The organism is Pseudomonas sp., assembly GCF_035497915.1.
Lineage (GTDB): Bacteria > Pseudomonadota > Gammaproteobacteria > Pseudomonadales > Pseudomonadaceae > Serpens.
Genome location: NZ_DATJCS010000021.1, coordinates 15,802 through 34,172, shown reverse-complemented (window position 1 = coordinate 34,172; position 18,371 = coordinate 15,802). Strand labels below are relative to the sequence as shown.

Annotated in this window: 16 protein-coding genes; 13 read left to right on the top strand and 3 right to left on the bottom strand. The window is 63.7% G+C overall.

The window, feature by feature from the left end; genetic code table 11:
* Positions 1–39 precede the first annotated feature (39 nt).
* Positions 40–2,307 (bottom strand): ATP-dependent Clp protease ATP-binding subunit ClpA, encoded by a 2,268-nt coding sequence (clpA, locus tag VL129_RS07375; protein WP_325411607.1) that lies wholly within the window; start codon positions 2,305–2,307, stop codon positions 40–42.
* A 25-nt stretch (positions 2,308–2,332) separates the two neighbouring features.
* Positions 2,333–2,695, bottom strand: a complete 363-nt coding sequence (clpS, locus tag VL129_RS07370) for an ATP-dependent Clp protease adapter ClpS (protein ID WP_325411605.1) — start codon at positions 2,693–2,695, stop codon at positions 2,333–2,335.
* Between the two features lie 213 nt (positions 2,696–2,908).
* On the opposite strand from clpS, the gene cspD reads away from it, so the two are divergent.
* Positions 2,909–3,166, top strand: a complete 258-nt coding sequence (gene cspD, locus VL129_RS07365) for a cold shock domain-containing protein CspD (protein WP_325411603.1) — start codon at positions 2,909–2,911, stop codon at positions 3,164–3,166.
* 77 nt (positions 3,167–3,243) lie between these two features.
* Here cspD and icd read toward each other — a convergent pair whose 3' ends face one another.
* Positions 3,244–4,500 (bottom strand): NADP-dependent isocitrate dehydrogenase, encoded by a 1,257-nt coding sequence (gene icd, locus VL129_RS07360; RefSeq protein ID WP_325411601.1) that lies wholly within the window; start codon positions 4,498–4,500, stop codon positions 3,244–3,246.
* A gap of 343 nt (positions 4,501–4,843) precedes the next feature.
* Between icd and VL129_RS07355 the strand changes: the two genes are divergently transcribed.
* From VL129_RS07355 to nuoC, 12 genes are all read left to right on the top strand, one after another.
* Positions 4,844–7,069, top strand: a complete 2,226-nt coding sequence (locus VL129_RS07355) for an NADP-dependent isocitrate dehydrogenase (protein ID WP_325411599.1) — start codon at positions 4,844–4,846, stop codon at positions 7,067–7,069.
* A gap of 140 nt (positions 7,070–7,209) precedes the next feature.
* On the top strand, positions 7,210–7,647 hold the full coding sequence (locus tag VL129_RS07350) for an NUDIX hydrolase (RefSeq protein ID WP_325411597.1): 438 nt from the start codon (positions 7,210–7,212) through the stop codon (positions 7,645–7,647).
* 11 nt (positions 7,648–7,658) lie between these two features.
* The gene (mnmA, locus tag VL129_RS07345) at positions 7,659–8,768 is read left to right on the top strand and encodes a tRNA 2-thiouridine(34) synthase MnmA (protein ID WP_325411595.1); all 1,110 of its coding nucleotides are present in this window, start codon (positions 7,659–7,661) and stop codon (positions 8,766–8,768) included.
* Complete coding sequence (gene hflD / locus VL129_RS07340; RefSeq protein ID WP_325411593.1) at positions 8,765–9,388, top strand: high frequency lysogenization protein HflD; 624 nt, start codon at positions 8,765–8,767, stop codon at positions 9,386–9,388. Before mnmA ends, hflD begins: the two co-directional genes overlap by 4 nt.
* Before the next feature lie 85 nt (positions 9,389–9,473).
* Positions 9,474–10,844: an adenylosuccinate lyase gene (gene purB / locus VL129_RS07335; protein WP_325411591.1), complete on the top strand. Its 1,371-nt coding sequence runs from the start codon at positions 9,474–9,476 to the stop codon at positions 10,842–10,844.
* 85 nt (positions 10,845–10,929) lie between these two features.
* Positions 10,930–12,099: a ribosomal protein uL16 3-hydroxylase gene (locus VL129_RS07330; protein WP_325411589.1), complete on the top strand. Its 1,170-nt coding sequence runs from the start codon at positions 10,930–10,932 to the stop codon at positions 12,097–12,099.
* Entirely contained in the window at positions 12,089–12,517 is a 429-nt protein-coding gene (locus tag VL129_RS07325; protein WP_325411587.1) for a GNAT family N-acetyltransferase, read from the top strand. Before VL129_RS07330 ends, VL129_RS07325 begins: the two co-directional genes overlap by 11 nt.
* A 54-nt stretch (positions 12,518–12,571) precedes the next feature.
* On the top strand, positions 12,572–13,321 hold the full coding sequence (locus tag VL129_RS07320; protein WP_325411585.1) for a secretin N-terminal domain-containing protein: 750 nt from the start codon (positions 12,572–12,574) through the stop codon (positions 13,319–13,321).
* 427 nt (positions 13,322–13,748) lie between these two features.
* Complete coding sequence (locus tag VL129_RS07315) at positions 13,749–15,344, top strand: isocitrate lyase (RefSeq protein ID WP_325411583.1); 1,596 nt, start codon at positions 13,749–13,751, stop codon at positions 15,342–15,344.
* Positions 15,345–15,495: 151 nt separating this feature from the next.
* Positions 15,496–15,897, top strand: coding sequence for an NADH-quinone oxidoreductase subunit A (locus VL129_RS07310; RefSeq protein WP_325411581.1), 402 nt, complete (start codon positions 15,496–15,498; stop codon positions 15,895–15,897).
* Positions 15,898–15,907: 10 nt separating this feature from the next.
* A complete protein-coding gene (locus tag VL129_RS07305; RefSeq protein ID WP_325411579.1) occupies positions 15,908–16,582 on the top strand; it encodes an NADH-quinone oxidoreductase subunit B in 675 nt (224 codons plus the stop codon).
* Complete coding sequence (gene nuoC, locus VL129_RS07300) at positions 16,575–18,371, top strand: NADH-quinone oxidoreductase subunit C/D (protein WP_325411577.1); 1,797 nt, start codon at positions 16,575–16,577, stop codon at positions 18,369–18,371. The genes VL129_RS07305 and nuoC overlap by 8 nt, the downstream gene beginning before the upstream one ends.

Sequence of the window (18,371 nt, the reverse complement as noted above, 5' to 3'; positions counted from 1 at the left end):
AAAGCCCGGGCATGACCCGGGCTTTTTTCACACTGGCAGTCAGGCGACTTCGGCGCTGGTCTCGTATTCGAAGACTAGTTCATCACCCGCCACATCGATGTGCACCACGCCGCCATGCTCGGCCAGCTCGCCGAACAGGATCTCCTCGGCCAGCGGCCGCTTGATCTTGTCCTGGATAAGCCGCGCCATGGGTCGAGCGCCCATCTGCACGTCGTAGCCACGCTCGGCCAGCCAGCCTCGCGCGGCGTTGCTGACATCCAGCTGCACACGCTTGTCCTCGAGCTGGGCCTGCAGTTCGGTGAGGAACTTGTCGACGATGCTCTTGATGACCTCATGACTGAGCCGGCCGAACTGGATGATGGTATCCAGGCGGTTGCGGAACTCGGGCGAGAAGGTCTTCTTGATCACTTCCATGGCGTCGGTGGAGTGATCCTGCATCGTGAAGCCGATGGACGCACGCGAGGCGGTCTCTGCGCCGGCATTCGTGGTCATGATCAGGATGACGTTGCGGAAATCCGCCTTGCGCCCGTTGTTGTCGGTCAGGGTGCCGTGATCCATCACCTGCAGCAGCAGGTTGAAGACTTCCGGATGCGCCTTCTCGATCTCGTCCAGTAGCAACACGCAATGCGGCTGCTTGGTGATCGCCTCGGTGAGCAGACCGCCCTGGTCGAAACCCACGTAACCGGGCGGTGCGCCGATCAGGCGGGACACGGTATGCCGCTCCATGTACTCGGACATGTCGAAGCGCACCAGCTCGACACCCAGCGAACGCGCCAATTGGCGCGCCACTTCGGTCTTGCCCACGCCGGTGGGGCCGGCGAACAGGAACGAGCCGACCGGCTTGTCCGGCGCCTTGAGCCCCGCACGGGACAACTTGATGGCGGTGGCCAGCGAGTCGATGGCCTCATCCTGGCCGAACACGGTGAGCTTGAGGTCACGCTCCAGGTTGCGCAGCAGCTCCTTGTCGGAGCTGGAGACATGTTTGGGCGGAATGCGCGCGATCTTGGCGACGATGTCCTCGACCTGCGCGACATCGACAGATTTCACCCGTCGGTCGGCCGGCAGCAGACGCTGGTAGGCGCCCGCTTCGTCGATCACGTCGATGGCCTTGTCCGGCATGTGCCGATCATTGATGTAGCGGGCAGCCAGCTCGGCGGCGGCGCGCAGCGCCTCGTCGGTGTATTCGATTTCGTGGTGGCTTTCGAAGCGGCCCTTGAGCCCGCGCAGGATGCCGATGGTGTCCTCGACCGAGGGCTCGGTGACATCCACCTTCTGGAAGCGCCGCGCCAGCGCACGATCCTTTTCGAAGATGCCGCGAAATTCCTGGAAGGTGGTCGAGCCGATGCAGCGGATCTCACCGGAGGAAAGCAGCGGCTTGAGCAGGTTGGACGCATCCATCACGCCGCCCGAGGCCGCGCCGGCGCCGATGATGGTGTGGATTTCGTCGATGAACAGGATGGCGTGCGGCCGCTTGCGCAGTTCGTTGAGCAGCGCCTTGAAGCGCTTTTCGAAATCGCCCCGGTACTTGGTGCCGGCCAGCAGCGCGCCCAGATCCAGTGAATAAACGACACTTTCCGCCAGCAGGTCGGGCACCTGGCGATCAACGATACGCTTGGCCAAGCCTTCGGCGATTGCCGTCTTGCCGACGCCCGCCTCGCCCACCAGCAGGGGATTGTTCTTGCGACGCCGCGCCAGGATCTGCGCAACGCGCTCAACCTCGGGTTCGCGCCCCACCAATGGATCGATGCGTCCCTGGCGCGCCAGCTCGTTGAGGTTGGTGGCATAGGCATCCAGCGGATGGCTGGCGCTGGTGGATTCACCGCCCTCCTCGTCCTGCATGTCCTCGTTTTCTGCGTGATCGGCGTGGCCGGGCACGCGGGAAATGCCATGGGCGATGTAGTTGACCACATCGATGCGCGCCACGGTCTGCTGCTTGAGCAGGAATACCGCCTGGCTTTCCTGCTCGCTGAAGATAGCAACCAGCACGTTGGCCCCGGTCACCTCGCGCTTGCCGGAGCTCTGCACGTGAAAGACGGCACGCTGCAGGACACGCTGGAAGCCAAGCGTCGGCTGGGTTTCCCGCTCCTCGTCGTGGGGCGGAATCAGCGGGGTGGTCGAGTCGATGAACTCCTTGAGATCATGGCGCAGCTTGTCCAGGTCAGCCCCACAGGCACGCAGCACACTGGCCGCCGCCTCGTTGTCCAGCAAGGCGAGCAGCAGGTGCTCGACGGTCATGAACTCGTGACGCTTGGCTCGGGCCTCCTTGAACGCCAGATTGAGGGTGACTTCGAGCTCTCGGTTCAACATGGCTTACCTCCCCACGCGGCCGGATTCAGCCGTCCTTCTCGATCTCACAGAGTAGCGGATGCTGGCATGTACGGGCGTACTCGTTGACTTGCTCGGCCTTCGTCTCGGCAATATCGCGAGTGAACAATCCGCAAACAGCTCGGCCCTCGGTATGCACGGTCAGCATGATTCTTGTTGCCTGTTCCCGATTCAGCCCGAAGAAGCGCTCCAGCACCTCCACCACGAAATCCATCGGGGTGTAGTCGTCGTTGTACATGACGACCTTGTACAGGGGCGGCGTCTGCAGCGTCGGCCGGGCCTCTCCGACGAGCAGACCGGAGTCGTCATCTTCATGCCAATCGGGACGGTCCTGATTGAATGTTAGTCGAATCTGCTGATCTGCTTGCATGCTTGGAAAGGGGATCAAAACGCTGACAGGTGATGGGTTTGACCGGCGTCTCAGCCGCCCGCTCACTTCCTTGACTCTCGGAAAATCAGTGATACAAACAAAGAGTACCCCTTCGGGTAACCGGTGGTTCCATGCCACGGCCGTTTCGCCTTCACATGGAATTGAAGTCGATGATACTCCAGTGATGGAGTCCTTTGCAGAGGGAAAATCAGCATGCTCAGCGGTAAGGTCAAGTGGTTCAACAACGCCAAGGGCTACGGGTTCATCGTTGCTGACGGCCGAGATGAGGATCTGTTCGCCCACTACTCAGCAATCCAGATGGACGGATACAAAACACTCAAGGCCGGCCAGCCGGTCCACTTCGAAATCCTCCAGGGCCCCAAGGGCCTGCATGCGGTGAACATACGCTCGATCACCTCAGTTGAGGTTGCGTCCCCCGCCACCAAGACACCGCAGACACAAGGCGCCTGACGCCACGACGAGGGTTCCACCCCAATAAAAAAGCCGACCCTTGCGGGTCGGCTTTCTTTTGCCTGTCAGAGCACGTCTTACATGTGCTTGATCATGGCATCGCCGAAGGCGGAGCAGGACAGCAGGGTCGCGCCGTCCATCAGACGCTCGAAGTCATAGGTGACCGTTTTGGCGCCGATGGCACCGTTGGTGCCCTTGATGATCAGATCGGCGGCTTCGGTCCAGCCCATGTGGCGCAGCATCATCTCGGCGGAGAGGATGATGGAGCCCGGGTTGACCTTGTCCTGGCCGGCGTACTTCGGCGCGGTGCCGTGGGTGGCCTCGAACATGGCCACGGTGTCGGACAGGTTGGCACCCGGCGCGATGCCGATGCCGCCCACTTCGGCCGCCAGGGCGTCGGACAGGTAGTCGCCGTTCAGGTTCAGGGTGGCGATGACGTCATATTCGGCCGGACGCAGCAGGATCTGCTGCAGCATGGCGTCGGCGATGGCGTCCTTCACCACGATGGTCTTGCCAGTGTTGGGGTTCTTGAACTGCATCCACGGGCCGCCATCCAGCAGCTCGGCGCCAAACTCATCACGCGCCACCTCGTAGCCCCATTCCTTGAAGGCACCTTCGGTGAACTTCATGATGTTGCCCTTATGGACGATAGTCAGGGAGCTGCGATCGTTGTCCACGACGTACTGCAGGGCCTTGCGCACCAGGCGCTTGGTGCCCTCCAGAGAAACCGGCTTGATGCCGATGCCGCAGTTTTCGGTGAAGCGGATCTTCTTGACGCCCATTTCCTCGGTGAGGAACTTGATGACCTTCTCGGCTTCGGGGCTGCCGGCTTTCCACTCGACGCCGGCGTAGATGTCTTCGGAGTTCTCACGGAAGATCACCATGTCCACATCGCCAGGCTTCTTCACCGGACTGGGCACGCCTTCGAACCAGCGCACCGGGCGCTGGCAGACATACAGATCCAGCTCCTGGCGCAGCGCCACGTTCAGCGAACGAATGCCGCCACCGACCGGGGTGGTCAGCGGGCCCTTGATGGACACAACGTAGTCGCGCACGGCTTCCAGGGTTTCCTTGGGCAGCCAGGTGTCCTGGTCGTAGACCTGGGTGGCCTTCTCGCCGGCATAGACTTCCATCCAGGCGATCTTGCGCTCGCCGCCGTAGGCCTTTTGCACGGCAGCATCGACGACCTTGATCATTACCGGGCTGATGTCGACACCAATGCCGTCACCCTCGATAAAGGGAATGATGGGGTTGTTCGGCACATTGAGGGTCATGTCGGCGTTGACGGTGATTTTGTCACCGTTCGCGGGGACCTGGATCTTTTGGTAACCCATGCTGGACTCCGTTGCGTTGGATGAGTGTTTCCGCGCCAGAGCTTAGCCAATTGACTCCCGAGTGGAAACTATACCCTTGTCGCAAGCTTTTCCGCGTCGTCCCCGCGCTGCTCCGCTTACAGGGGGATGGGGGCCTTGTGATATAGTTCGCCGCCGCGGGAGCATAGGGAAATCCCTGTCTGACTGAAGTAACCCGCTTCATGGCCTGGAAAACACCCCTTCCTGACCATTCGCAGACATCCGCCAGTTCAGCCTGGATGCGCCTTGGATCGCCGCAGAGGACCTGTGGGCGCGCATCACCGGCTTTCGCAACCACAGCACCCACAAGGGCTCGATTCGAAACATGTCCAGTCGCTCGATCATCTATACCATCACCGACGAAGCACCTGCGCTAGCCACCTACTCCCTGCTTCCGATCATCAAGTCCTTTACCCACTCCTCCGGCATCCAGATAGAAACACGCAATATCTCCCTGGCCGGACGCATCCTCGCCACCTTCCCCGACTACCTCAGCGCCGAACAGCGCGTCGCCGACGACCTCGCCGAACTGGGCCAGCTGGCTACTACCCCCGACGCCAACATCATCAAGCTCCCCAACATCAGCGCCTCGATTCCGCAGCTCAAGGCCGCCATCAAGGAGCTGCAGCAGCAAGGTTTCGCACTCCCCGACTACCCCGAAGCGCCGAGCAACGACACCGAGAAGGACGTCAAGGCCCGCTACGACAAGATCAAGGGTAGCGCCGTGAACCCGGTGCTGCGCGAAGGCAACTCCGACCGCCGCGCCCCGCTGTCCGTCAAGAATTACGCACGCAAGAACCCGCACAAGATGGGCGCCTGGAGTGCCGACTCCAAGTCCCACGTGGCGCACATGGATGCCGGTGACTTCTACGGCAGCGAAAAGGCCGCGCTGATCGAAGCCGAAGGCAGCGTGAAGATCGAACTGCTGGCCGCCGATGGCAGCGTTCGCGTTCTGAAGGAAAAGACCAAGGTGCTGGCCGGTGAAATCATCGACGCCTCGGTACTGAGCAAGAAGGCTCTGCGCAGCTTCGTCGCCGCCCAGATCGAGGACGCCAAGAACAGCGGCGTGCTGTTCTCCGTGCACCTGAAGGCGACCATGATGAAGGTCTCCGACCCGATCATGTTCGGCCAGTTCGTCGAAACCTATTACGAAGCGGTGCTGAACAAGCACGCGGCCGCCCTGCAGGACGTCGGCTTCGATGCCAACAACGGCATCGGCGACCTCTACGCCCGCATCAAGACCCTGCCGGCCGACAAGCAGGCCGAGATCGAAGCGGACATCCAGGCCGTCTACGCCTCCAGCGCTCAGCTGGCCATGGTCAACTCCGACAAGGGCATCACCAACCTGCACGTGCCGAGCGACGTGATCGTCGATGCCTCCATGCCAGCGATGATCCGTGACTCCGGCAAGATGTGGGGCGCCGACGGCAAACTGCACGACACCAAGGCCGTGATCCCCGACCGCTGCTACGCCGGCGTGTACCAGGCCGTGATCGAGGACTGCAAGCGCAACGGCGCGCTGGACCCGACCACCATGGGCAGCGTCCCGAACGTCGGCCTGATGGCGCAGAAAGCCGAGGAATACGGCTCCCACAACAAGACCTTCCAGATTCCGGTCGACGGCACCGTGCGCGTCACCGACCTGAACGGCAATCTGCTGCTGGAACATGCCGTGGAAGCCGGCGACATCTGGCGCATGTGCCAGGTCAAGGACGCGCCGATCCAGGACTGGGTCAAGCTGGCCGTCACCCGCGCCCGCCTGAGCAACACCCCGGCCATCTTCTGGCTGGACAGCAACCGTCCGCACGACGCGCTGGTGATCGAGAAGGTGCAGCAGTACCTGAAGAACCACGACACCACCGGCCTGGACATCAGCATCCTGTCCCCGGTCGAAGCCACCCGCGTTTCCCTGCAGCGCATCCGCGAAGGCAAGGACACCATCTCGGTGACCGGCAACGTGCTGCGTGACTACCTGACCGACCTGTTCCCGATCATGGAGCTGGGCACCAGCGCCAAGATGCTGTCCATCGTTCCGCTGATGAGCGGCGGCGGCCTGTTCGAGACCGGCGCCGGTGGTTCCGCGCCCAAGCACGTGCAGCAGTTCAACGAGGAAGGCTACCTGCGCTGGGATTCGCTGGGCGAGTTCCTGGCTCTGGCCGCCTCCCTGGAGCACCTGGGCAACACCTACGGCAACAGCAAGGCGCTGGTGCTGGCCAAGACCCTGGACCAGGCCACCGGCCAGCTGCTGGACAACAACAAGTCCCCGGCCCGCAAGGTCGGCCAGATCGACAACCGCGGCAGCCATTTCTACATCGCCCTGTACTGGGCGCAGGCCCTGGCCGAACAGACCGAAGACCTGGAGCTGCAAGCCCAGTTCAGCGGCCTGGCCAAGTTCCTGACCGAGAACGAAGCCCGCGTCGTCGCCGAGCTGAACGGCGCACAAGGCAAGCCGCAGGACATCGGCGGCTACTACCAGCCCGACTTCGCACTGGCCGACAAGGCCATGCGTCCCAGCACAACCTTCAATGGTGCGTTGGCACAGCTGGCCTGAGTCCGCTGCCTCGCCGGTGACCTGTCACCGGCTCCAAAACCCCGGCCTCGCGCCGGGGTTTTGCATTTCCGGCCTCTCACTCGCCCTGCGACGACAAGCGCGTATAATGCCGCTCCCCTGAAGAACCTCGGAATGTGCGGATGAACTGGCACGCCCACGTCACAGTCGCCACCGTCATCGAAGACAACGGCCGTTTCCTGCTGGTCGAAGAACAACAGCGTGGCCGGCTGGTCCTCAACCAGCCGGCCGGGCATCTGGAGCCTGGCGAAAGCCTCATCGAGGCCGCCCTGCGCGAAACCCTAGAAGAGACTGGCTGGACGGTGGAGATCCAGGGCCTCGTCGGCGTCGGCCTGTACACCGCGCCCAGCAACGGGGTCACCTACTACCGCACCACGTTCTTCGGCCGCCCGCTGAGCCACGACCCCCAGCGACTACTGGACACCGGCATCGAGCGCGCCCTGTGGCTGACGCCCGCCGAGATGCAGGCCGAGGCCGAGCGCCTGCGCAGTCCACTGGTAGCCAAGGCGGTCGAGCACTACCTGGCTGGCCACCGCTACCCTCTCTCGCTGATTTTCTGAAAGGTTTCTCCGTGAACGGCAAACGCATCATCGTCGGCATGTCCGGAGGCGTGGACTCCTCCGTCTCCGCCCTGCTCCTGCAGCAACAGGGCTACCAGGTCGAAGGCCTGTTCATGAAGAACTGGGAAGAGGACGACGGCACCGAATACTGCACCGCCAGGGAAGACCTCGCGGACGCGCAGGCCGTCTGCGACAGGCTGGGCATCCACCTGCACACGGCCAACTTCGCCGCCGAGTACTGGGACAACGTGTTCGAGCACTTCCTGGCCGAGTACAAGGCCGGGCGCACGCCGAACCCGGACATCCTGTGCAACCGGGAAATCAAGTTCAAGGCATTCCTTGACTACGCGCTGATGCTCGGCGCCGACCTGATCGCCACCGGTCACTATGTGCGCCGCCGCGATATCGACGGCCGCAGCGAGCTGCTCAAGGGCCTGGACCCGAACAAGGACCAGAGCTACTTCCTGCATGCCGTGGGCGGCGAACAGATCGCCCGCAGCCTGTTCCCGGTGGGCGAACTGGAAAAGCCCCAGGTGCGCGCCATCGCCGAACAGCACGGCCTGGCCACCGCCAAGAAGAAGGACTCCACCGGTATCTGCTTCATCGGCGAACGCCGCTTCAGCGATTTCCTCAAGCAGTACCTGCCGGCCCAGCCCGGCGACATCGAAACCACCGACGGCAAGGTGATCGGCCGCCACCACGGCCTGATGTACCACACCATCGGCCAGCGCCAGGGCCTCGGCATCGGCGGCCTGAAGAACGCCAGCGAAGAGCCCTGGTACGTGCTGGAAAAGGATCTGGAGCGCAACGTACTGATTGTCGGCCAGGGCGAGCACCCCTGGCTGTTTTCGCGCGCGCTGCGCGCCTCGGAGATCTACTGGGTCAACCCCATCGAGCTCGCCGAACCGCGCCGCCTGACCGCCAAGGTGCGTTATCGCCAGCAGGACCAGGCCTGCACGCTGGAACGCATCGACGGCGGCTACCGCGCGGTGTTCGACGAGCCGCAGCGCGCCGTCACCCCCGGCCAGTCGGTGGTGTTCTATGACGGCGAGGTCTGCCTGGGCGGCGGCGTCATCGAACAGGCCGAACCCTGGTTTTCCCGCAGCGGAGCTGACGCATGAATCGCACCCAGGAACAGCTGATCGCCCTGGGCGCCGTATTCACCGCCGCCATCCAGGTGGATCGCCTGGCGCGCACCGGGCAATGCAACGAGGCGGCCGTGGGCTGCCTGATCGGCAGCCTGCTGGCGCGCAACCCGCAGAGCACCCTGGAGGTATTCGGCGGCGACGACCTCAACCTGCGCGACGGTTATCGCGCACTGGCCAGCACCCTGGAGCGCACCCCGGCCAGCCTGCCACGCGACTCGCTGCGCTACGCGCTGACGCTGCTGACCCTCGAGCGCCAGCTGGACAAGCGCGACGACCTGATGGACCTGATCGGCAAGCGCCTCGGCCAGATCGAGCAGCAGGTCGAGCATTTCGGCCCGACCCACGAAAACGTCATCGCCTCCTTCGGCGCGCTGTACCAGGACACCCTCTCCACCTTCCGCCAGCGCATCCAGGTGCAGGGCGACATGCGCTACCTGCAACAGAGCGCCAATGCCGCCAAGATCCGCACCCTGCTGTTCGCCGGCGTGCGCGCCGCGCGCCTCTGGCGCCAGCTGGGCGGCAGCCGCTGGCAGCTGGTGTTCGGCCGCCGCAAGCTGCTCAAGGAGCTTTACCCGCTGCTACGCAGCGCTTGACCCCGACATCACGGGCGCCCTGGCCACCGATCTTTCGGGTATGCTATGCGCCCTGTTTTTTCTGCCCGTTTGCCGAGATAACCCCATGCAGCTCTCCTCGCTCACCGCGGTTTCCCCCGTCGATGGCCGTTACGCCAGCAAGACCAACGCTCTGCGCCCGATCTTCAGCGAGTTCGGCCTGATCAAGAACCGCGTCCTGGTGGAAGTGCGCTGGCTGCAGCGCCTGGCCCAGCATTCCGGCATTCCGGAAGTGGCGCCGTTCTCCGCCGAAGCCAATGCGCTGCTCAACAGCCTGGCCGAGAACTTCCAGCTGGAGCACGCCGAGCGCGTCAAGGAATTCGAGCGCACCACCAACCACGACGTGAAGGCCGTGGAATACCTGCTCAAGGAGCAGGCCAAGCAGCTGCCGGAGCTGGCGGCCGTCAACGAATTCATCCACTTCGCCTGCACCAGCGAGGACATCAACAACCTGTCCCACGCCCTGATGCTGCGCGAAGGCCGCGATACGGTACTGCTGCCGCTGATGCGCCAGATCGCCGGCGCCATCCGCGACCTGGCAGTGAAGTTCGCCGACGTGCCGATGCTGTCGCGCACCCATGGTCAGCCGGCTTCGCCGACCACCCTGGGCAAGGAAATGGCCAACGTGGTGTACCGTCTGGAGCGCCAGATCGCCCAGGCGGCCGCCGTGCCACTGCTCGGCAAGATCAACGGCGCCGTGGGCAACTACAACGCCCACCTGTCCGCCTATCCGCAGATCGACTGGGAAGCCAACGCGCGCGAATTCATCGAGCAGGACCTGGGCCTGAGCTGGAACCCCTACACCACGCAGATCGAGCCGCACGATTACATCGCCGAGCTGTTCGACGCCATCGCCCGCTTCAACACCATCCTCATCGACTTCGATCGTGACGTGTGGGGCTACATCTCGCTGGGCTACTTCAAGCAGAAGACGGTGGCCGGCGAAATCGGCTCGTCCACCATGCCGCACAAGGTCAACCCGATCGACTTCGAGAACTCCGAAGGCAACCTGGGCATCGCCAACGCGATCTTCCAGCACCTGGCCAGCAAGCTGCCGATCTCCCGCTGGCAGCGCGACCTGACCGACTCCACCGTGCTGCGCAACCTCGGTGTCGGTTTCGCCCACAGCATCATTGCCTATGAAGCCTCCCTCAAGGGCATCGGCAAGCTGGAGCTGAACGCTGCACGCATCGCCGAAGACCTGGATCACTGCTGGGAAGTCCTCGCCGAGCCGGTGCAGACCGTGATGCGCCGCTACGCGGTGGAAAACGCCTACGAGAAGCTCAAGGAGCTCACCCGTGGCAAGGGCATCAGCCCGGACGCCCTGCAGACCTTCATCGACACCCTGGATATTCCCGCCGAAGCCAAGGCCGAGCTGCGCAAGCTGACCCCGGCAAACTACATCGGCAATGCGGTGGCGCAGGCCAAGCGCATCTGACCCGCGTACCGCCCAAGGACGCCCGGCCGCGCCGGGCGTTTTTCATTTTCGACTCCGCTCCGCTCGAAAGAGCAAGGTGTTAGCGATGACTTCTAATATTCCACTTCAACTTCTGGGCGGTATCAGCGTGCAGCAATTCCTGCGCGAGTACTGGCAGAAGAAGCCGCTGCTGATCCGCCAGGCGATTCCCGATTTCCAGAGCCCGATCAGCCCGGACGAGCTGGCCGGCCTGTCGCTCGAAGAGGAAGTCGAATCGCGTCTGGTACTGGAGCACGGCGAACACCCCTGGGAGCTGCGCCGCGGCCCCTTCGCTGAAGACACCTACCAGAATCTGCCCGAGCGCGACTGGACCCTGCTGGTGCAGGCCGTTGACCAGTTCGTGCCGGAAGTGTCCGAGCTGCTGGAGCAGTTCAACTTCCTGCCCAACTGGCGCATCGACGACATCATGATCAGCTACGCCGCGCCGGGTGGTGGCGTCGGCCCGCACTACGACAACTACGATGTGTTCCTGCTGCAAGGTTACGGCAAGCGCCGCTGGCGCATCGGCCAGATGTGCGACAGCGCAAGCCCGCTGCTCGAACACGCCGACCTGAAGATTCTTGCCGAATTCGCCGGCACGGACGAGTGGGTGCTGGAACCGGGCGACATGCTCTACCTGCCGCCGCGCCTGGCCCACTTCGGCACCGCCGAAGACGAGTGCATGACCATCTCCGTGGGCTTCCGCGCCCCCAGCGCCAGCGAAGTGCTCACCCACTTCACCGACTTCCTCGCCCAGTTCATTCCCGACGAGGACCGCTACAGCGATGCCGATCTGCAGCCGCAGGACGACCCCTTCCAGATCCAGAGCGATGCCCTGGTGCGCCTGAAGAAACTGCTGGCCGAGCATATGGGCGACGAGCGCCTGCTGCTCACCTGGTTCGGCCAGTTCATGACCGAACCCAAGTACCCCGAGCTGGTGGCGGGTCCCGACATCGACGAAGACGAACTGCTGAACGCCCTGGAAGACGGCGCGGTGCTGGTGCGCAACCCCAGCTCGCGTCTGGCCTGGAGCGAGATCGATCTCGGCCTGCTGCTGTTCGCCAGCGGCCAGAGCCGGTTGCTGCCGGCCGAATTGCGCGATCTGCTCAAGCTGCTCTGCTCGGCCGACGCCCTGCATCAGGACAATCTCGGCCAATGGCTGGCCAATGATGAAGCGCGTACCCTGCTGCTGGAGCTCGTCAAACAGGGGAGCCTGGAGCTGGCCGATGAAGAATGAACTGAGCATCCGGATTGCCGACTGGCAGAAGGACAATGCCGAGCTGCGCCGCATCCGCGAGGCCGTATTCATCAACGAGCAGTCGGTGCCGCCAGAGCTGGAGTGGGACTCCGATGACCAGGAGGCAACCCACTTCCTGGCCTGCACGGGCGACTACCCCATCGGCACCGCCCGCCTGCTGGCCGACGGCCACATCGGCCGGGTAGCGGTGCTCAAGGACTGGCGCGGCAGCGGCATCGGCGCGATGCTGATGAAGGCAGCCATCCGTACGGCGGAAGAAGCGGGCCTGACTCGCCAGTTCCTCACCGCCCAGGTGCATGCCACCGCCTTCTACGAGCGCCTGGGCTTCCAGGTGGTCAGCGAGGAATTCCTCGAGGCGGGCATCCCGCACGTCGACATGGTCCGGCACAGCGGCTGAGCGGACCCCGAAACGCGGACGGGTCCTCCGTCCGCCCTCAAGGAGAGACCCTGCATGTTCCTGCCTCGCGCGATCCTGACAGCCCTGCTGGCCTTCACCCAGCCTCTCCTTGCCGCCACCGCCGTTATCCCCCTGCAGCATCGCTCCGCCGAAGAGCTTCTTCCGGTCGCCCAGGCGCTGCTCGACGAAGGCGAGAGCCTCGTCGCCCATGAGCAGCAGCTGCTGGTGCGCGCCAGCCTGGAGCGCATCAACGAACTGCGCGGCGTTCTCACCCAACTGGACGTACCGCTCCGCCAGTTGCTGGTCAGCCTGGACAGCGGCTCCGGCGACCAGCCCCGCTACCGCTTGCTGACGCACCGCGACCTGCCGGCAACGAACCCGACCCACGCGCCGCGTGTGCTGAGCGCCGGCCAGTCCGGACAGACCCTGCAGATCCGCGCCAGCGAGGGCCAACCTGCATTCGTGCAGCTCGAACGCAGCGAGCCACGACTCGGCTTCAGCGCCGACCTGGACGGCACGCCCTATCTGCAAAGCCAGGAAAGCGAAAGCGGCCTCGACCTGCAACTGGTGGTCAGGCTGGCTGGCGATGAACGCGTCCGGCTCGACCTGAGTGCCCGCCGCACAGAGATGGATCCCGCCACCTACGGGGCCCGCGACACCTTGCTGGGCGAAACTCACCTCAGCGGGCGCCTCGGGGAATGGATCGAAGTTGCCGGCGAGTACCTTCCCGCCACGCGCAATCGGCTGGCCACCCGCTCCGAGGAAACGAAGCCGCTACGCATCCGCGTGGAAATTCTCGAATGAGACGGCGCACCGCAAAAGCCGAAATGTAGTGCCGCAAAAAAAACACTACAAAACGTTTGACTCGCCTCCGGTTCCATCGCATCATGCGCCCGCTCCCGCTAACCAGGAGGCTCTTTTCGAAGAGCTGCCCGAAGCGACTCAAGCCAACCAGCCGGGTCTCTTCGTGCCGATTCAGCCTTACCGGGCGATCGACGAGGTTGCGACTGGAACGTAGTCGTCCCGAGGGACGGGGAAGCCTTGGTGATCCACAGCCCTTTCCTGCATATCCATGCAGATCGCAGATGCTGTAGTACCTCTGCTCGCTCCCTACCTGACAGCCTCCGTTTCCGTCCATCCTCCTCCAGGTTGCATGAGCCGCCCGTTGCACGACCTTGCTCAGGTCGACCGGGAGTCGGTGCCAGACCAACCCATTTGTGAAGGATTGACCATGTCCGCTTATCAAAATGACATCAAGGCTATCGCCGCCCTGAAAGAGCAGTACGGCAGCAGCTGGAGCGCCATCAACCCGGAATCCGTGGCCCGCATGCGCGCCCAGAACCGTTTCAAGACCGGCCTGCAGATCGCCCAGTACACCGCTGACATCATGCGCAAGGACATGGCCGAGTACGACGCTGACTCGTCCGTTTACACCCAGTCGCTGGGTTGCTGGCACGGCTTCATCGGTCAGCAGAAGCTGATCTCCATCAAGAAGCACCTGAAGACCACCAACAAGAAGTACCTGTACCTGTCCGGCTGGATGGTTGCTGCGCTGCGCTCCGACTTCGGCCCGCTGCCCGACCAGTCCATGCACGAGAAGACCGCCGTTTCCGGTCTGATCGAAGAGCTGTACACCTTCCTGCGCCAGGCCGACAGCCGTGAGCTGGACCTGCTGTTCACCGCCCTGGACGCTGCCCGCGAAGCCGGCGACAAGGCCAAGGAAGCTGAAATCCAGGCTCAGATCGACAACTACGAAACCCACATCGTCCCGATCATCGCCGACATCGACGCTGGCTTCGGTAACCCGGAAGCCACCTACCTGCTGGCCAAGCGCATGATCGAAGCGGGCGCTTGCTGCATCCAGATCGAGAACCAGGTTTCTGACGAGAAGCAGTGCGGCCACCAGGACGGCAAAGTGACCGTTCCGCACGCCGACTTCCTCGCCAAGATCGCTGCCGTTCGCTACGCGTTCCTCGAGCTGGGCATCGACAACGGCGTGATCGTTGCTCGTACCGACTCCCTGGGTGCCGGCCTGACCAAGCAGATCGCCGTGACCAAGGAACCGGGCGACCTGGGCGACCTGTACAACTCCTTCCTGGATTGCGAAGAAATCACCGCTGCCGAACTGGGCAATGGCGACGTGGTCATCAACCGCGGTGGCAAGCTGCTGCGTCCGAAGCGCCTGCCGTCCAACCTGTTCCAGTTCCGCAAGGGCACCGGCGAAGACCGTTGCGTGCTGGACTGCATCACCAGCCTGCAGAACGGCGCCGACCTGCTGTGGATCGAAACCGAGAAGCCGCACGTTGGCCAGATCAAGGGCATGGTTGACCGCATCCGCGAAGTCATCCCGAACGCCAAGCTGGTGTACAACAACAGCCCGTCCTTCAACTGGACCCTGAACTTCCGTCAGCAGGTGTTCGATGCCATGGTTGCCGAAGGCAAGGATGTTTCCGCCTACGACCGCGCCAAGCTGATGAGTGTCGACTACGACAACACCGAGCTGGCTCAGATCGCCGACGAGAAGATCCGTACCTTCCAGCGCGAAGGTTCCGCCCAGGCTGGCATCTTCCACCACCTGATCACCCTGCCGACCTACCACACCGCCGCGCTGTCCACCGACAACCTGGCCAAGGGTTACTTCGCCGACCAGGCCATGCTGGCCTACGTCAAGGGCGTGCAGCGTGAAGAACTGCGTCAGGGCATCGCCTGCGTGAAGCACCAGAACATGGCTGGCTCCGACATCGGTGACAACCATAAGGAGTACTTCGCTGGTGAAGCGGCTCTGAAGGCAAGCGGCAAGGACAACACCATGAACCAGTTCCACTAAGGAACTGGCTCACGCCCGGTCGGCCCAGCCGACCGGTGCGACTGCCCAGGCAAGGCCCCGGTAGCGATACCGGGGCCTTGTCGTTTCTGCATCCGGGTCTAGGCTCAGCTCACCTGCGGACTCTGCCGCAATGGCACCCGGGAGCCTGGCAATGACCGATATCGCCACCCTGTCCCACCACTGGGCCTTTGCCGTGTTCCTGGTCGGCATCCTCGGCCTGTGCGCCTTCATGCTCGGCGTCTCCAGCCTGCTCGGTGGCAAGTCCTGGGGCCGCAGCAAGAACGAACCCTTCGAATCCGGCATCGTCTCCACCGGCAGCGCCCGCCTGCGCCTGTCCGCCAAGTTCTATCTGGTCGCGATGCTGTTCGTGATCTTCGACGTCGAAGCCCTGTTCCTCTTCGCCTGGGCGATCTCGGTGCGCGAAAGCGGCTGGGCCGGCTTCATCGAAGCGACCATTTTCGTGGCCATCCTGTTGGCGGGCCTGGTCTATCTGGCGCGCATCGGCGCGCTCGACTGGTCACCCAGCCGGCGCCGGGCGAAGCACAAACAATGAGGCATGGGCGATGCGATACAACCTGGTGCGAATCGATCCGGAGGCAGCCAATGCGCGCTACCCGATCGGTGAGCGTTCGACGGTAGGCGATCCGCTGGAGGATCAGGTGCACCGCAGCATCTTCCTGGGCAAGCTCGAGGAAGTGCTCAACGGTGCGGTCAACTGGGGTCGCAAGAACTCCCTGTGGCCCTACAACTTCGGGCTTTCCTGCTGTTACGTGGAGATGACCACCGCCTTCACTGCGCCCCACGACATCGCCCGCTTCGGCGCCGAGGTGATCCGTGCCTCGCCGCGCCAGGCCGATTTCATGGTGGTGGCGGGTACCTGCTTCATCAAGATGGCGCCCATTATCCAGCGGCTCTACGAGCAGATGCTCGAGCCGAAATGGGTGATCTCCATGGGTTCCTGCGCCAACTCCGGCGGCATGTACGACATCTACTCGGTGGTGCAGGGCGTCGACAAGTTCCTGCCGGTGGATGTCTACGTGCCCGGCTGCCCGCCGCGCCCCGAAGCCTTCCTGCAGGGGCTGATGCTGCTGCAGGACTCGATCGGCCAGGAACGCCGTCCGCTTTCCTGGGTCGTGGGCGATCAGGGCGTCTACCGGGCGGAAATGCCCTCGCAGCGGGAACGGCACCGGGAACGGCGTATCCAGGTCACTCAATTGCGCAGCCCCGATGATGTCTGAGCCGAAACAGTCCACGGGCGGCACCCTGCGCATTCCGCCGTACCAGGCGGATGATCGCGGCATCGTCAGCGAGCTTATCGCCCGCTTCGGCGCCGACAGCTTCACCGAGCAACCGACCCTGACCGGCATGCCGGTGCTCTGGGTGGCGCGCGAGCGGCTGATCGAGATCCTGCGTTCCCTGCGCCAGCTGCCCCGCCCCTATTCGATGCTCTATGACCTGCACGGCATGGACGAGCGCCTGCGCACCCGCCGCCAGGGACTGCCCCCGGCCGATTTCAGCGTCTTCTACCACTTGATGTCGCTGGAGCGAAACAGCGACCTGATGCTCAAGGTCGCGCTGCTGGAGGACGATCTCGAGCTGCCGACCGCCACCGGCGTCTGGCCCAACGCCAACTGGTACGAAAGGGAAGTCTGGGACATGCTCGGCATCCGCTTCAGCGGTCACCCGTTGCAGACCCGCATCCTCATGCCGCCGACCTGGGAAGGCCACCCGCTGCGCAAGGACTACCCGGCCCGCGCCACGGAGTTCGACCCCTACAGCCTGACCGCCGCCAAGCAGGACCTGGAGCAGGAGGCGCTGCGCTTTCGCCCCGAGGATTGGGGCATGCGCCGCCAGCGCGCCCATGAAGACTTCATGTTCCTCAACCTCGGCCCCAACCACCCCTCGGCCCATGGCGCCTTCCGCATCATCCTGCAGCTGGATGGCGAAGAGATCGTCGATTGCGTGCCGGAGATTGGCTACCACCACCGCGGCGCCGAGAAGATGGCCGAGCGCCAGAGCTGGCACAGCTACATCCCCTACACCGACCGCATCGATTACCTAGGCGGGGTGATGAACAACCTGCCCTACGTGCTGGCCGTGGAAAAGCTCGCCGGCATCCGGGTGCCGGACCGGGTGGACGTCATCCGCGTGATGCTCGCCGAGTTCTTCCGCATCCTGAACCACCTGCTGTTTCTCGGCACCTACATCCAGGACGTCGGCGCGATGACCCCGGTGTTCTTCACCTTCACCGATCGCCAGCGGGCCTACCAGGTGGTCGAGGCGATCACCGGCTTTCGCATGCACCCGGCCTGGTACCGCATCGGCGGTGTCGCCCACGACCTGCCGCGCGGCTGGGACGCGCTGGTGCGCGAGTTCCTCGCCTGGATGCCCCGGCGCCTGGACGAGTACGAGAAAGCCGCCCTGCAGAACAGCATCCTGATCGGACGTACCAAGGGTGTGGCTGCCTACAACACCCGGCAAGCGCTGGAATGGGGCGTGACCGGCGCCGGCCTGCGCGCCACCGGCTGCGACTTCGACCTGCGCAAGACGCGTCCCTACTCCGGCTACCAGCAGTTCGAGTTCGAGGTGCCGCTGGCCGTCAACGGCGATGCCTACGACCGCTGCCTGGTGAAGATGGGCGAGATGCGCGAGAGTCTGAAGATCATCGAACAGTGCCTGCGCAACATGCCGGAAGGGCCCCACAAGGCCGACCATCCGCTAACCACGCCGCCGCCGAAGGAACGCACGCTGCAGCACATCGAGACGCTGATCACCCACTTCCTGCAGGTGTCCTGGGGGCCGGTGATGCCGGCCAACGAAAGCCTGCAGATGATCGAGGCGACCAAGGGCATCAATAGCTACTACCTGACCAGCGATGGCAGCACCATGAGCTACCGCACGCGCATCCGCACCCCCAGTTTCCCGCACCTGCAGCAGATTCCCTCGGTGATCAACGGCAGCATGATCTCCGACCTTATCGCCTACCTGGGCAGCATCGATTTCGTGATGGCCGACGTGGACCGCTGA